The following is a 14686-nucleotide window of genomic DNA, read 5'->3' on the forward strand; positions in this document are numbered from 1 at the left end:
ATCCCGCCGACCGGACCAAGCCGCGCTGAAACCAATTTACATTAAGCGGTCCGCAGCCCACACCTCTCCATGAGTTTCGACCTCGTTCTTTTCGGCGGCACCGGCGACCTCGCCTGGCGCAAGCTGATGCCCGCCCTGTTCCAGGCCTTTCGCCACGGCACCCTGCCCGAGGGTGGACGCATCATCGGCATCGCACGCGATGACCTGGGCGATGCGCAGTACCGCGAATTGATCCGCTCGCGCTTCGACGACGTCGAGCTTGCCAAGCGCCCGACCCCCGAGGAGTTCGATCGCTTCGCCGGCCTGCTGCACTTCCTGCGGCTGGACCTGTCGCAGCCGCAGGATTACCGACGGCTGGCCGACATGCTGCGCGAGCGCCATGCCGAAACGGTGGTGATGTACCTGGCCACAGCGCCGGACCTGTTCACCACCGTCTGCCAGCAGATCGCGGCCGCCGGCCTGAACCGGCCGAACACCCGCCTGGTGCTGGAGAAGCCGCTGGGCCACGACCTGGAATCGAATCGCGAGATCAACGAGACGGTGCGCAGCGTGCTGAGCGAGCGGCAGATCTTCCGCATCGACCACTACCTGGGCAAGCCGGCGGTGCAGAACCTCTTTGCCATGCGCTTCGGCAATGCGCTGTTCGAGCCGGTCTGGCGGCGCGAGCACATCTCCAACATCCAGATCACCATTGCCGAAGACCTGGGCGTGGAAAAGCGCGGCGCCTTCTACGACAAGACCGGCGCGCTGCGCGACATGGTGCAGAACCACGCGCTGCAACTGCTGTGCGCGTTGGCGATGGAGCCGCCCATCAACGCGCATGCCGACGCGATCCGCGACGAGAAGCTCAAGGTGCTGCGCTCGCTGCACCCCTGGACGCCGGAGACCATCGACCAGCACGTCGTGCGCGGCCAGTACGGTGCGGGCACCGCCAACCGGCAATCGGTGAGGGGCTACCGCGACGAGCCGGGCGTGGATCCGGAAAGCCGCACCGAGACCTTCGTGGCGCTGCGCACCGGCATCTCGAGCTGGCGCTGGGCCGGCGTGCCCTTCTACATCCGCACCGGCAAGCGGCTGATCTCGCGCGAGGCGCAGATCGTCGTCAACTACCGGCAGGCGCCGCACGCGATCTACAACGCGCCGGCGGGCAGCTGGAACCGGCTGGTGATCAACCTGCAGCCGCGTGACGGGCTGCAGCTGCACCTGCTGGCACTGGGCCAGGAGAACCGGCGCAACGGCCAGAGCCTGGCGCCCGTGCACCTGGACCTCGACTTCGACAAGCGCTTCGGCTCCGAGCGCGTGGGCGCCTACGAACGCCTGCTGCTCGACGTGATCGCCGGCCGCCTGAACCTGTTCGTGCGCAGCGACGAACAGGAAGCGGCGTGGCGCTGGGTCGAGCCGATCATGGAGCACTGGGCGGCCGACGAGCGCGGACCGCGCCCGTATGCCGCGGGCACCTGGGGCCCGAGCGCGTCCAGCGCGATGATCGCGCGCGACGGCCTCTGCTGGTCCGAGGAATGCTAGACCGCATCAAGGCGTCGATCAGCTCGCTGGCGCCGGCCGAACAGCGGGTTGCCAAGCTCGTGCTGGGCGACCCGCGCGCCTTTGCCAACCTGCCGGTGAGCCAGCTTGCCGACCGCGCACACGTCAGCAAACCGACCGTGGTGCGCTTTTGCCGCAGCATGGGCTATGACGGCCTCTCGGATTTCAAGCTCAAGCTCGCGGGCAGCGTGAGCGAGGGCGTTCCCTTCATCCATCGCAGCGTCGACCCGGACGACAAGACCGGCGACGTGCTGGTCAAGGTGATCGACAACGCGGTGGCCGCCTTCCTGAAGTACCGCAATGACGCCTCCACCTACGCGGTCGAGAAGGCGGCGGTGGCGCTGGCCGCGACCTACCAGACCGGCCGCCGGATCGAGTTCTACGGGGTCGGCAATTCCGGCGTGGTGGCGCTCGACGCGCAGCACAAGTTCTTTCGCCTCGGCATCAACACGATTGCCTACAGTGACGGCCACATGCAGGTGATGAGCGCGACGCTGCTCGGGCCGGGCGACTGCGTGGTGGTGGTCTCCAACTCGGGCCGCACGCGCGACCTGATGGACGCCTGCGACATCGCCCGCCGTAACGGCGCGACCACGATCGTGATCACGGCCACGGCCTCGCCGCTGGCCGCCGCGGGGCACATCCACTTGGCCGCCGACCATCCGGAAGGCTATGACCGCTACAGCCCGATGGTGTCGCGCCTGCTGCACCTGATGATCATCGACGTGCTGGCCACGACGGTGGCACTGCGCATCGGCGGCGGCAAGCTGCAGCCGCTGCTGCAGGAGATGAAGAACAATTTAAGGACGAAGCGGTACGCGTAAGGGACGAGAAAAACAACCAGTATCCGGACGCAGAAGACGCAGAAGTTGCGCAGAAAACGCAAAAAAGACTTTCAAGTTTTTCTTCTGCGTCTTCTGCGTGACTTCCGCGTCTTCTGCGTCCGGATATTGGGTGTTAAATCCGCCCCTCTTCGACCGCATGGCACGCCACGCGCATCCCGCCGATCTCCAGCAACGCCGGCCGCTCCACCCGACACCGCCCGTTCGCATGCGGACAACGCGGATTGAAGGCGCAGCCGGTGGGCGGATCCAGCGGATTCGGCACCTCGCCCTGCACCGGCGTGCGCGCGCGGCCGGTGTCGTGGATCTTCGGGATCGCGTCCAGCAGCATGCGCGTGTAGGGATGGCGCGGGTGCGCGAACAGTTGCCGCTTGTCGGCCACCTCCACCAGCCGCCCCAGGTACATCACGCCGACCCGGTCGCTCACATGCCGCACCACGGCCAGGTTGTGCGAGATGAAGAGATAGGTCAGGCCGCGCTGGCGCTGCAGGTCCTTCATGATGTTGAGGACCTGCGCCTGCACGCTGACGTCGAGGGCTGACGTCGGCTCGTCGCACACCAGGAATTCGGGATGCGTGGCCAAGGCCCGCGCGATCGAGATGCGCTGGCGCTGGCCGCCGGAGAACTGGTGCGGATACTTCGCCATGTCCAGCGGGCTGAGACCCACCGACTGCAGCAGTTCGCCGACGCGGTCCCTCAGCTCGCCGCGCCCGGAGAGCAGGCCGTGTTCCTGCAGCGGCTCGCCGACGATGTCCGCGACCTTCCAGCGCGGGTTCAGGCTTGCGTAGGGATCCTGGAAGATCATCTGGATGCGCCGGCGCAGCGGCTGCGCCTGCGCCCCGCGGAAGGCGGCATGCGCATCCTGGCCGTCGAAGTGGAAGCTGCCACGGGTGGGCTCGTACAAGCCCACGAGCAGGCGCGCCACCGTGCTCTTGCCGCAGCCGGACTCACCGACCAGCGCCAGGGTCTGCCCCTGCTCGATGGAGAAGCTCACGCCGTCCACGGCATGCAGCAGCTGGCGCGGCTTGCGTTCGAGCACGCGATTGAGCCAGGGGGCGGAGACGTCGAAGGTCTTGGCGAGGTCGGTGGCTTCCACGAGCGCCGCTGCCCTCACCCCAGCCCTCTCCCCGGAGGGGAGAGGGAGAGATACCGATCCCGGAATGACTCCCTCTCCCGCTGGCGGGAGAGGGTTGGGGTGAGGGCCAGCGAGCACGCCACTCATCCCGCCATCTCCGCATTCGCATCGTGCAGCCAGCAGGCGGCATGCGTCGCGCCTGCATTCAACAGCTCGGGCCGCTGCCGCGTGCAGCGCTCGAAGGCGCGCGGGCAGCGCGGGTTGTACGCACAGCCGCTCGGGATGGCGTTCAGCCGCGGCATGGCGCCGTCGATCTGGTTCAGGCGCTCGCGTTCGGACTCCATGTCGGGGATCGAGGCCATCAGCCCCAGCGTGTAGGGATGCGCCGGCTGGTGCAGCACCTGGTGCACCGGGCCGATCTCGGCGACGCGCCCCGCGTACATCACGGCCACGCGGTCGCAGGTTTCGGCGATCACGCCCATGTCGTGCGTGATCAGCATGACGGCGGCGCCGCGATCGCGGCAGATGCGCTTGAGCAGCTGGATGATCTGCGCCTGGATCGACACGTCGAGCGCGGTGGTCGGCTCGTCGGCGACGATCAGCTTCGGTTCCGCCGCCAGGGCCAGCGCGATCACCACGCGCTGCCGCATGCCGCCGGAGAACTGGTGCGGATAGTGGTCGATGCGCTGCGCGGCACCGGGGATGCCGGTGTCCTCCAGCAGTCCGATCGCGCGCCGGCGCGCCTCGGCGTTGCTCACCGGCAGGTGCGCCTGGATGGTCTCGGTCAGTTGCCGACCGATCGTGTACAGGGGGTTCAAGGAAGTCAGCGGATCCTGGAAGATCGCGCCGATCTTGCGGCCGCGGATGTGGCGCATGCGCGCGAACGGCAGGTTGTCGATGCGCTCGCGCTCCAGCAGGATGCGGCCCGAGGCGATGCGCCCCGGCGGCTCGAGCAGGCCGATGATGGCCGCACCGGTCAGCGACTTGCCGGCGCCCGACTCACCCACCACGCCCAGGATCTCGCCCGGCGCGATGTCGAAGTTGATGTGGTCCAAGGCGCGCAGCGTGCCGCGGCGCGAGGGAAATTCGACCACCAGGTCCTGGACTTGCAGCAGGGTCATGGCGCGCTCATTGCAGGCGCGGATTGAGCGCATCGCGCAGCCAGTCACCCAGCAGGTTCACCGACAGCGCGATCAGCACCAGCATGGTCCCGGGGAAGATGGTGATCCACCATTCCCCCGAGAACAGATAGTCGTTGCCGATGCGGATCAGCGTGCCCAGCGAAGGCTGCGTCGGCGGCGCGCCCACGCCCAGGAACGAGAGAGTCGCCTCGGTGATGATGGCAGTGGCCACATGGATGGTCGCCAGCACCAGCACCGGCCCGAGCACGTTGGGCAGCACGTGCCGGCGCATGATGCGCAGCGGCGCCACGCCCGTGACCCGCGCGGCCTGCACGTATTCCTTGTTGCGCTCCACCAGCGTGGAGCCACGCACCGTGCGCGCGTACTGCACCCAGCCGGTGAGCGTGATCGACAGGATCAGCACGCCGAAGGCGACCGAGTTCTGCGCATTCGGAAACAGCGCCCGGCCGACGCCCGCGATCAGCAACGCCACGAGGATGGCAGGGAAGCTCAGCATCACATCGCACAGCCGCATGATGAAGGCATCGATCCAGCCGCCGCGAAAGCCTGCGAGCAGGCCGAGCGTGACGCCGATAAGCACCGACAGCAGCACCGACACGATGCCCACCACCAGCGAGATGCGCGCGCCGTAGATCACGGCCGAGAGGATGTCGCGGCCCTGGTCGTCGGTGCCCAGCAGATAGGTACGGGTGCCTTCGGCCATCCACGCCGGGGGCTTGCGCGCATCGCTCAGCACGAGGGTGGTGAGGTCGAAGGGATCGTGCGGCGCCACGAAGGCCGCGAAGACGACGCTGAAGACGCAGACGAAGGCCACGGCCGCCGCGAACATCGCCATCGGCGAAGTCCGGAAGCTGTAGCCCAGGTCGCTGTCGAACCAGCGGGCGATGGCTGCTCTCATGGCGAGGGCATGTCATCCCGGGCTTGACCCGGGATCCATTCCACCCAGCGCGCGATCGTGGATTGCGGAGCCTGCCCCGGACCTGATCCGGGGAGCCCGCAATGACATCCGAAGCTCACGCGCCGCTCTTCTTGATGCTGATCCACTTGAAAGGCATGTAGTTGTCGGCCCGCTGCGTGATGTCGACCTTCTTGCTGATGCCCCAGGCCAGCGCCTGCTGGTGCAGCGGCAGGTGGCCGATGTCGTCCTGGTGGATCTTCATCGCTTCCTTGATCATCGCGTCGCGCCTGGACTTGTCGGTCTCCGACTGGATCGCCTTGATCAACTTCGTCTGCGCCGGATTGCAATAGGCGCCCAGGTTGAACTGGCCGGCGCCGGCTTCATCCGGGCACGCCATCAGCGAATTGAGCGCGTCGTGCGCGTCGTAGGTGCTCGGCGTCCAGCCCAGGAGATAGAAGCTGGTGTCGCGGCGCAGGATCTTCGGGAAGTAGGTGCCCTTGGTCTCGGCGGCCAGGTTGATCTTGACGCCGATGCGCGAGAGGTTGGCGGCCACGGTCTGGCAAATCCGCGCGTCGTTGACGTAGCGGTCGTTCGGGCAGTTCATCGTCACTTCGAAGCCGTTCGGATAGCCGGCGTCGGCCAGCATCTTCTTGGCGGCTTCCGCGTCGTAGGGCAGGCGCTTGTTCTGCTCTTCGCTGAAGCCGTTGACGCCGGCGCCGATCATCAGGCCGGTGGGCTTGGAAGCACCGCGCATCACCGTCTTCTGGATGCCGTTGATGTCGATCGCCTCGTAGAAGGCCTGGCGCACGCGCCGGTCCTTGAACGGGTTCTTGCCCTTCACGCTGGAGTACAGCAGCTCGTCGCGCTTCTGGTCCATGCCCAGGAAGATGGTGCGCAGCTCGGGGCCGGTCAGCACGCGTGCATTGGCCGAGCCGTTGATGCGGTCGATGTCCTGCACCGGCACCGGCTCCATCACGTCGACTTCCCCCGAGAGCAGCGCGGCCACGCGGGTGGCGTCGTTGCCGATCGGCGTGAAGATCACCTCCTGCACGTTGCCGTCGATCCTGCCCCAGTAGTTGCCGTTGCGAACGAAGGTGGTGCGCACGTTCGGCTGCCGCTCGCGCAGGCGGAACGGGCCAGTGCCGTTGGCGCGGAAGGAGGCCGCGTTCTCGATGCCCTTGCGACGGTCCACCGGCCTGGTGGCCTGGTTCTGCTCACACCACTTCTTGCTCAGGATGTACGTGGTGGTCAGCTGCTCGGGCAGGATGGGGAACGGCGCCTTGGTCTCGATTTCGATCGTGTGATCGTCGATCTTGCGCACGGCCTTGAAGTCGTTGACGTTGCTCTTCAAGTCGGAGCCTTCGCCGGCGGCGCGCGCGAACGAAAACACCACGTCGTCAGCCGTGAACGGCGTGCCGTCGTGGAATTGCACGCCCTTGCGCAGCTCGAAGCGCCACACCGTCGGCGAGCTCTGCTTCCAGGAGGTGGCCAGCGCGGGCTCGACGCTCAGGTCCTTGGCACGTCCCACCAAGGGCTCGTACACGTTGCCGGTGACGGACAGCTGCAGCGACTCGTTGAGCGAGTGCGGATCCATCGACAGCGAATCGCCCTGGTTGGCGACGCGCACCGTCTGCGCCTGAGCGAGGCCAGCGGTGGCCAGCAGGGCGGCGGCGACCAGCAATCGGGTCTTGAATGGCATGTGCGTAACTCCTCTTGGATGATGTCTTGGTATAGGCGCAGAGCCGCGTGCTCAGGCGAGCGCGAGCGGCATGCCCTGTTCGATCAGGCTGGCGTGCATCGCCGAGCCGAGCGGGAGGATCTCGTCGTTGAAGTCGTAGCGCGTCATGTGCAGCATGCAGCTGCCCTCGCCGCCCTGGCCGATGCGCAGGTAGGCGCCGGGCCTGACCTGCAGCATGAACGAGAAGTCCTCGGCGCCCATGCTGGGCTCCATGCCGCGCACCACGTGCTCGGGCCCGACCAGCGATTCGGCGACGTCCGCGGCAAAGTCGGTCTCGCGCGGCGTGTTGATGGTGGCGGGATAGATGCGCTCGTAGTGCACCTGCGCGGTGGCGCCGAAGCCCAGGGCGACCGCGCTGCACAACTCGTTGAGGCGCCTTTCGACCAGGTCCTGCACCTCGGGGCGGAAGGTGCGCACGGTGCCCACCAGCGTTGCCTTGCCGGGGATCACGCTCATCGCGTGCAGGTCGCCCGCCTGCATCGCGCACAGGCTGATGACGGCGCCGTCGACCGCCTTCACGTTGCGCGAGACGATGCTTTGCACCGCGGTGATGATGTGCGCGGCGACCAGCACCGGGTCGACCGCGAGATAGGGGTGCGCACCATGGCCGCCCTTGCCGGTGATCTCGATCGTCACGCGGTCGGCCGAGGCCATCATGGCGTGGTGGCGGATGCCGAAGCAGCCAGGGCTCAGGCCCGGCCAGTTGTGCATGGCGTAGACCGATTCCACCGGGAAGCGCTGGAACAGACCGTCTTCGATCATCGCCTTGGCGCCGGCAAAGCCCTCTTCGCCGGGCTGGAAGATCAGCACCGCGGTGCCGTCGAAATTGCGCGTTTCCGCGAGATAGCGCGCGGCGCCGACCAGCATCGCCACATGCCCGTCGTGGCCGCAGCCGTGCATCATCCCGCTCTTCGCGGACTTCCACGGGAAGTCGTTGGCCTCGGTCATCGTGAGCGCGTCCATGTCGGCGCGCAGGCCCATCATTCGGCCGCCCGTGTTGGAGCGCCCATGGATCACGCCCACCACGCCGGTGCGGCCGATTCCGGCATGCACCTCGTCGACGCCACACAGGCGCAGGGCCTCCTGCACGCGGGCGGCGGTGTAGACCTCCTCGAAGCCCAGCTCGGGGTGCGCGTGCAGTTCGCGCCGCAGGGCGGTGAGTTCCGGATGGAAGCGCGCGATGTGGGCGAAGGGCCGCGCGTGCGCGAGCCGCGGATTGGCAGCGGGTGCCAGCATCAGTGTCCTCCGGCCGGCGCCACGCGCAGGCGCGGGTCGACCACGAAATAGAGCAGGTCGACGACGAGATTGATCGCCACGAAGATGAGTGCGGTGAGGCACAGGTAGGCGGCCATCACCGGGATGTCCGCGTAGGTCACCGCCTGGATGAACAGCAGGCCCATGCCGGGCCACTGGAACACGGTCTCGGTGATGATTGCAAACGCAATCAAGCTGCCCAGTTGCAGGCCGGTGATGGTCATCACGGGCACCAATGTGTTCTTCAGGGCGTGCCCGAAATGGATCGCGCGATTGGAGAGGCCGCGGGCCCGCGCGAACTTGATGTAGTCGGTGCGCAGCACTTCCAGCATCTCCGAGCGCACCAGGCGCAGGATCAGCGTGAGCTGGAAGATCGCCAGCGTCAGCGCCGGCAGCACGATGTGGTGCCAGCCGTCGCGCGTGAGCAGCCCCGAGGTCCACCAGCCCAGGTCCACCGTCTGCCCGCGCCCGAAGCTGGGGAACCAGCCCAGCGTCACCGAGAACACCAGGATCAGGAGGATGCCGATCAGGAACACGGGCAGCGAGACGCCGAGCAGCGAGAGCGTCATGAACAGCTGGCTCAGGAAGCTGCCGCGGCGCAGCGCGGCGTACACGCCCATGGGGATGCCGACGGCCAGGGCGACGATCGCGGCCACCAAGGACAGTTCCAGCGTCGCCGGCAGCCGCTCGCCGATCAGGCGCGAGACCTTGGCACCCTGGCGCAGGCTGAGGCCGAACTCGCCCTGCACCGCATTGCTCAGGAAGTGCCAGAACTGCACGTAAAAGGGGCGGTCGAGTCCGAGCGCGCCGCGCAGTTCGCGGATCTGGTCCGGCCTGGCGTCCTGCCCGAGGAGAAACACGATGGGATCGCCGACGTACTGGAACAGCAGGAAGGCGATATAGGCAACCGCCACCAGGACGACGGCGGCCTGGAAGATGCGGCGCAGGATGAAGGCAAGCATGCGTGGTCGCGCGACAGGGCAAAACGAGGATAGCAGAGCAAGGTGCGTGCCGACACGCGGGGTTTCCTTGACGCTTGCGCCTTCAGGACAGCTGGCGCCGCCGGCGAGCGCCCCGTGTTCAATGCGCCGCAACCGGCAGCAGGCGAACCGGTCCATACCAGGCGCGCGCCTGGGAACGTGTGTTGTCGCTGTCGGTCATGATGGCAATGCCGACCAGAGCGCCCGGCGGCTCGCCGAACGCGTGTTCGTAATCGGCGCGGATGTCCCGTTCATAGTCGTTCCACTGGTTCAGCCCCGCCGGACCCGACTCGACCACCAGGCGGCGGATGCGATCAGTGCGCGGGCTGTTCAGCACGGTACCCGGTGCCCGCCGGTTGCCCCACACGTACATCAGCGTCGCATACGGCAGTTCCTCGCCGGTCAGCGCACGCACCAGTTCCGACAGCGCGGCGTCGCGCGGCGAGAAGCGTGAGCGGTCGCCTTCGAAGGCGAGCACGATGCGCACGGGCGCGTCGTCCTGCTCGCGCAGCGCGAGGTCGGCTTGCGCGATGAGCGCGGGGACTTTCCACGAGAAGCGCACGTGTCCGAGCTCGCGCGGCTCGATGCGCAGCGCCTGGTGCAGCATGCTCACCGACGAATCCGCCTGCACGGCGATGGTGTCGCGCCCGTCAATGCGGGCATAGGCGAAGTGATTGGGCTTCTTGCCCGGAAAGCTGCGATGCACCCACGGCTGGCAGGCCGCATGCGTGGCTCCCGATTGCTGCGCCCAGCGCGAAGCCGCTATGTCGCTGTCGCGCGGCACAGTGGCGCAGCCAGCCAGCAGGAGGACAGCGGCGATGGCGGCAAGGCGCCCGATTCCCAACGTGTTCATGTTCTTCCAGGCGAAAAAAAGCCGCCCGAAGGCGGCTTTTCAAGTTTCTTGTTCTCTGCGCCGGCCTTGCGGCCGGTTCGAAAATCAGAAGCTGTGGCGAATGCCCAGGTCGAGACCGGAGCTGTTGCCGTTCACGCCACCGTTGACGGCAGTGGCTTGGGGCAGCGACGCGTCGATCGCCAGGTCCGCGCCACCGCGGTTGTTCAGGCGAGCGTACGTGGCGTACAGGGCGGTACGCTTGGACAGGTTGTGCACGTAACCCACGGCCCACTGGCTGGAACGGGGGGAGAAGGCGGCGACATCTTGCTTCTCGCGGCTGTAGGAAGCGCGGATTTCACCCGGGCCAACCGGCACGGAGGCGCCGATCAGCCAGCCCTTCAGGCTGGAATTGGGCGTGATGCCGAAGCCGTTGCTGAACTTCGTGCGGTCATACTCGGCCATCAGGCGAGCCATGCCGAAGTCCCACTGGCCACCGATGTTCCAGTCGCTGACGTCCGGCATGGTTTGCAGCGCAGCGGCACCAGCCAGCAGGGCGCCGGAGCCCGACGTGCGGCCGTAGGCGGCCGCCACGTTGAACGGGCCAGCGCCGTAGCCCAGGCGGGCGCCGGCAAAGCGGCCGGCCCTGCCGCCGTTCGCCACTTCGGAGGGAGCGTAGCTGGCTTGGCCGTAGATGCCACCCAGGTTCGCGGGCAGGAAGTACTGGATCATGTTGCTGGCGCGAACCGCATTCGGGTCTTGCGCAGCAATCTGGGTCGGGGCAGCCAGCGTGGCGAACGGAACCAGCGTGGTGGCCAGCGTGGTCGTCTTGGCCTTCTGGACGATGGTCGTGCCGACACCGTTGGTGCCGAACGGATCGAACAGGGTGGTGTTCCAGAAGGTCGGGACATAGTCACGGCCCAGGCGCACTTCACCCCAGCCGCCGGACAGGCTGACCGTCGAACGACGACCAAAGGTCAGGCCGCCGCCGCCGGTGGAACCGCCCAGGGTGTTATTGGTGTTGGTGGTGCCGTTCGAACCGTTGTCGTTGTTCAAGCCCGCTTCCAGCCAGAACGAAGCAGCCAGTCCGCCGCCGAGGTCTTCGGTGCCACGGAAGCCCAGACGCGAACTGTTGTAGCCCGAGTTGGTCAGGATCGTGTTGTGCTGGCCGCCAGCGTTGTAGTGCGAAATGGTGGCGTCGACGATACCGAACAGCGTGACGGACGACTGGGCGGAAGCCGCGCCAGCAGCTGCCATCACGGCCAGCGCAATCAGTGACTTTTTCATGCAAGTTTCTCCAAGGTTAAACATAGGGCACCGGTGCGCATGGGTCTTCGAATGCAGGCACGCTCGCGTTCCCACCGGTCCCCGGGCCAACCTCCTTTTGGGAAGTTGTTGCTATTCCACCAGACGGCCATTTCGCACGCAAAGTATTTAGCCCGCGAGAGCCTCTTTCGTTGTTGACCGACAACAGGAAGGCAACGGTCGAGTGAGCCTCGCGCAACAGAGAAGACGCCGCTTCCGCATCCCGAAATATCCCCCATTTTCGATGGAGAACCCGTCCTGCAACTGCGCGGGCACTGCGCTCGTACACTTGTCCGCATGGATCGCTTCCTCGGGGCCGTCGACCAGGCCTTGCGCACCCTCTTTGCCAAGCCGCGCAGCAGCCGTCCCTGCCCCATGGTGCCGGCCGACGCCACGCATCTGGGCGAGCAGGAGCGCAAGCATGCCGCCGCGCTCATGCGCGTCAATCACGTGGGCGAGGTGTGCGCGCAGGCGCTCTACACGGCGCAGGCCATGGCCACGCGCAACTCCGCGCTGCGCGAGCAACTGGAACGCGCAGCGCGCGAAGAAACCGACCACCTGGCGTGGACGCAGGCGCGGCTCGACGACCTCGGCGCGCGTCCCTCGCTGCTCAACCCGCTCTGGTATGCGGGCGCCTTCGGCCTGGGCCTGATCGCAGGGCGCGCGGGCGACGGCGTGAGCCTCGGCTTCATCGTCGAAACCGAGCGGCAGGTCGAGGCCCACCTGCAGGGCCACTTGCAGAAACTGCCGGCGGCCGACCATGCCTCCCGCGCGATCGTCGCCCAGATGAAGGACGACGAAGCCGCGCATGCCCTGCAGGCGCAAGGCGCAGGCGCGGCCGAACTGCCGGCCGCGGTGAAGCTCGCCATGCGCGCGGCGGCCAAGGTCATGACCACCACCGCGCACTACATCTAGACCCCAGCCGCCTCGTCTTCCAGCAGCTCGAAGCTGGTCGTCATCTCCGCGGTCTTCGCGAGCATCGCGCTGGCAGAGCAGTACTTCTCGTGGCTCATCGCGATCGCGCGCTCCACCGCGGTCGACGGCAGCTTGCGGCCGCGCACGGTGAAGTGCATGTGGATCTTGGTAAACACCTTGGGATCCGTCGGCGCGCGCTCAGCGCTGAGCTTGACCGAGCAGCCGCGCACGTCGTGGCGCCCGCGCCTGAGGATCAGCACGACGTCGTAGGCGGTGCAGCCACCGGTGCCCGCCAGCACCGTCTCCATCGGCCGCGGCGCCAGATTGCGGCCGCCGTTCTCCGGCCGCGCCTCGTCGGGGGCGCCATCCATCATCAGCGTGTGGCCGCTGCCCGTCTCCGCCAGGAACCCCATTCCCGAGCGGGCGTCCGTCGCGCCCGTCCACGTTACCGTGCATTCCATCGTTTGTCTTTCCTTGCTGAAGGCTTGCAGCACCCCCTGATTGACGCCCTTGCGGCACGCACGCAACGCACCCCTTGTGCATTGCAGCAAAATGCGGGCTATACTGCCCCCACAGCATAGCGATTCCGCTAAGCCCGCCTGGCGAAGCAGCCCCCCGGAAGCCCGCTTCCGGCGCCTGCCAACCGGCCTGAAGGTTGTCTCCTCCACCTCCTCCTTTGGTGGATTTAGCCTCTGGATCGCAAGGTCCGGAGGCTTTTTTCTTGCGGCCGGGTACAGCGCGTGGCGGCTCTTATGATTTGCCCGTCATGAACCAAGAGCTGAAGCCCCAGGATTACCTCAAGAAGATCCTCACCGCGCGCGTCTACGACGTCGCGGTGGAATCGCCGCTCGAGCTCGCGCGCAACCTCAGCCGGCGGCTGCACAACAAGGTGCTCCTCAAGCGCGAGGACCAGCAGGCGGTCTTCAGCTTCAAGCTGCGCGGCGCCTACAACAAGATGGCGCACCTCACGCCCGAGCAGCTGCAGCGCGGCGTGATCTGCGCCTCCGCCGGCAACCACGCGCAGGGCGTCGCCCTGGCTGCGAACCGGATGGGCGCGCGCGCGGTGATCGTGATGCCGGTGACCACGCCGCAGCTGAAGATCGAGGCGGTCAAGGCGCTGGGCGGTGAGGTCGTGCTGCACGGCGACAGCTATTCCGATGCCGCCACGCACGCGACCGAGCTGTGCGAGCGCGACCGGCTGACCTTCGTGCATCCCTTCGACGACCCGGACGTGATCGCCGGCCAGGGCACGATCGCGATGGAAATCCTGCGCCAGCACCAGGGGCCGCTCGATGCGGTGTTCGTGGCCATCGGCGGCGGCGGCCTGATCTCCGGCGTGGCCAGCTACATCAAGGCCGTGCGCCCCGAGATCAAGGTGATCGGCGTGCAGATGCGCGACTCCGACGCCATGATGCGTTCGGTCGCCGCCAAGGAGCGCCTGACCCTGGCCGACGTCGGCCTGTTCTCCGACGGCACTGCGGTGAAGCTGGTGGGCGAGGAGACCTTCCGCATCACGCGCGAGCTGGTCGACGAATTCATGCTGGTCGACACCGACGCCGTGTGCGCCGCGATCAAGGACGTGTTCGTCGACACCCGCAGCATCGTGGAGCCGGCAGGCGCGCTGGCGGTCGCCGCGATCAAGCAGTACGTCGCGCAGCACAAGACCCGGGGCGCCACCTATGCCGCAATCCTGTGCGGCGCCAACATGAACTTCGACCGCCTGCGCTTCGTCGCCGAGCGCGCCGAACTGGGCGAATCGCGCGAGGCGGTGTTCGCCGTGACGATTCCCGAGCAACGCGGCAGCTTCAAGCGCTTCTGCCAGTTGATCGGCCCGCGCAACGTCACTGAATTTAACTACCGCGTCAGCGACGAGCGCGAAGCGCATGTGTTCGTCGGCATCCAGATCGCCAGCCGCGGCGAGTCGGGCCTGCTGGCGCGCGCGTTCGAAGAGCACGATTTCAAAACCCTCGACCTGACCCACGACGAGCTGGCCAAGCTGCACATCCGCCACCTGGTCGGCGGCAAGAGCGCGCTCGCGCACGACGAGCTGCTGTATCGTTTCGAGTTTCCCGAGCGGCCCGGCGCGCTGATGCGCTTCCTCGACAGCATGGCGCCGAACTGGAATATCTCGCTGTTCCATTACCGGAACCAGGGCGGGGACGTGGG

Annotated in this window: 13 protein-coding genes; 4 read left to right on the forward strand and 9 right to left on the reverse strand. The window is 67.1% G+C overall.

Features of this window, described 5'->3' with window-relative positions; genetic code table 11:
• Nucleotides 1-69 precede the first annotated feature (69 nt).
• Together zwf and JWP60_RS03880 are read left to right on the forward strand one after the other, a co-directional pair.
• On the forward strand, nt 70-1524 hold the full coding sequence (gene zwf / locus JWP60_RS03875) for a glucose-6-phosphate dehydrogenase (protein WP_299786562.1): 1455 nt from the start codon (nt 70-72) through the stop codon (nt 1522-1524).
• On the forward strand, nt 1518-2366 hold the full coding sequence (locus JWP60_RS03880) for an SIS domain-containing protein (protein WP_299786564.1): 849 nt from the start codon (nt 1518-1520) through the stop codon (nt 2364-2366). Before zwf ends, JWP60_RS03880 begins: the two co-directional genes overlap by 7 nt.
• A gap of 133 nt (nt 2367-2499) precedes the next feature.
• Here JWP60_RS03880 and JWP60_RS03885 read toward each other — a convergent pair whose 3' ends face one another.
• The 8 genes from JWP60_RS03885 to JWP60_RS03920 all read right to left on the reverse strand — a co-directional run bounded on the left by JWP60_RS03885 (nt 2500) and on the right by JWP60_RS03920 (nt 11587).
• On the reverse strand, nt 2500-3480 hold the full coding sequence (locus tag JWP60_RS03885) for a dipeptide ABC transporter ATP-binding protein (protein WP_299786566.1): 981 nt from the start codon (nt 3478-3480) through the stop codon (nt 2500-2502).
• 122 nt (nt 3481-3602) lie between these two features.
• Nucleotides 3603-4580 (reverse strand): ABC transporter ATP-binding protein, encoded by a 978-nt coding sequence (locus JWP60_RS03890; protein WP_299786568.1) that lies wholly within the window; start codon nt 4578-4580, stop codon nt 3603-3605.
• A gap of 7 nt (nt 4581-4587) precedes the next feature.
• Complete coding sequence (locus JWP60_RS03895) at nt 4588-5499, reverse strand: ABC transporter permease (RefSeq protein ID WP_299786570.1); 912 nt, start codon at nt 5497-5499, stop codon at nt 4588-4590.
• A 115-nt stretch (nt 5500-5614) separates the two neighbouring features.
• Nucleotides 5615-7198: an ABC transporter substrate-binding protein gene (locus tag JWP60_RS03900; RefSeq protein WP_299786572.1), complete on the reverse strand. Its 1584-nt coding sequence runs from the start codon at nt 7196-7198 to the stop codon at nt 5615-5617.
• Nucleotides 7199-7249: 51 nt separating this feature from the next.
• The gene (locus JWP60_RS03905) at nt 7250-8473 is read right to left on the reverse strand and encodes a M20 aminoacylase family protein (RefSeq protein ID WP_299786574.1); all 1224 of its coding nucleotides are present in this window, start codon (nt 8471-8473) and stop codon (nt 7250-7252) included.
• On the reverse strand, nt 8473-9453 hold the full coding sequence (locus JWP60_RS03910) for an ABC transporter permease (protein ID WP_299786576.1): 981 nt from the start codon (nt 9451-9453) through the stop codon (nt 8473-8475). Before JWP60_RS03910 ends, JWP60_RS03905 begins: the two co-directional genes overlap by 1 nt.
• 118 nt (nt 9454-9571) lie before the next feature.
• A complete protein-coding gene (locus JWP60_RS03915; RefSeq protein ID WP_299786578.1) occupies nt 9572-10324 on the reverse strand; it encodes a DUF3047 domain-containing protein in 753 nt (250 codons plus the stop codon).
• 84 nt (nt 10325-10408) lie between these two features.
• Complete coding sequence (locus tag JWP60_RS03920) at nt 10409-11587, reverse strand: porin (RefSeq protein ID WP_299786580.1); 1179 nt, start codon at nt 11585-11587, stop codon at nt 10409-10411.
• Nucleotides 11588-11902: 315 nt separating this feature from the next.
• Here JWP60_RS03920 and coq7 point away from each other — a divergent pair, with 315 nt between their 5' ends.
• Entirely contained in the window at nt 11903-12520 is a 618-nt protein-coding gene (gene coq7, locus JWP60_RS03925; RefSeq protein ID WP_299786582.1) for a 2-polyprenyl-3-methyl-6-methoxy-1,4-benzoquinone monooxygenase, read from the forward strand.
• Here the strand turns inward: coq7 and JWP60_RS03930 are convergent.
• Complete coding sequence (locus tag JWP60_RS03930; protein WP_299786584.1) at nt 12517-12981, reverse strand: OsmC family protein; 465 nt, start codon at nt 12979-12981, stop codon at nt 12517-12519. The two genes, coq7 and JWP60_RS03930, sit on opposite strands and share 4 nt — an antisense overlap.
• Before the next feature lie 305 nt (nt 12982-13286).
• Here JWP60_RS03930 and ilvA point away from each other — a divergent pair.
• Nucleotides 13287-14686 (forward strand): threonine ammonia-lyase, biosynthetic (gene ilvA / locus JWP60_RS03935; protein WP_299786586.1); only part of this gene is annotated, 1400 nt, incomplete at its 3' end.

The organism is Ramlibacter sp. (assembly GCF_028291745.1).
In the GTDB taxonomy this organism is placed as follows: domain Bacteria; phylum Pseudomonadota; class Gammaproteobacteria; order Burkholderiales; family Burkholderiaceae_C; genus Ramlibacter.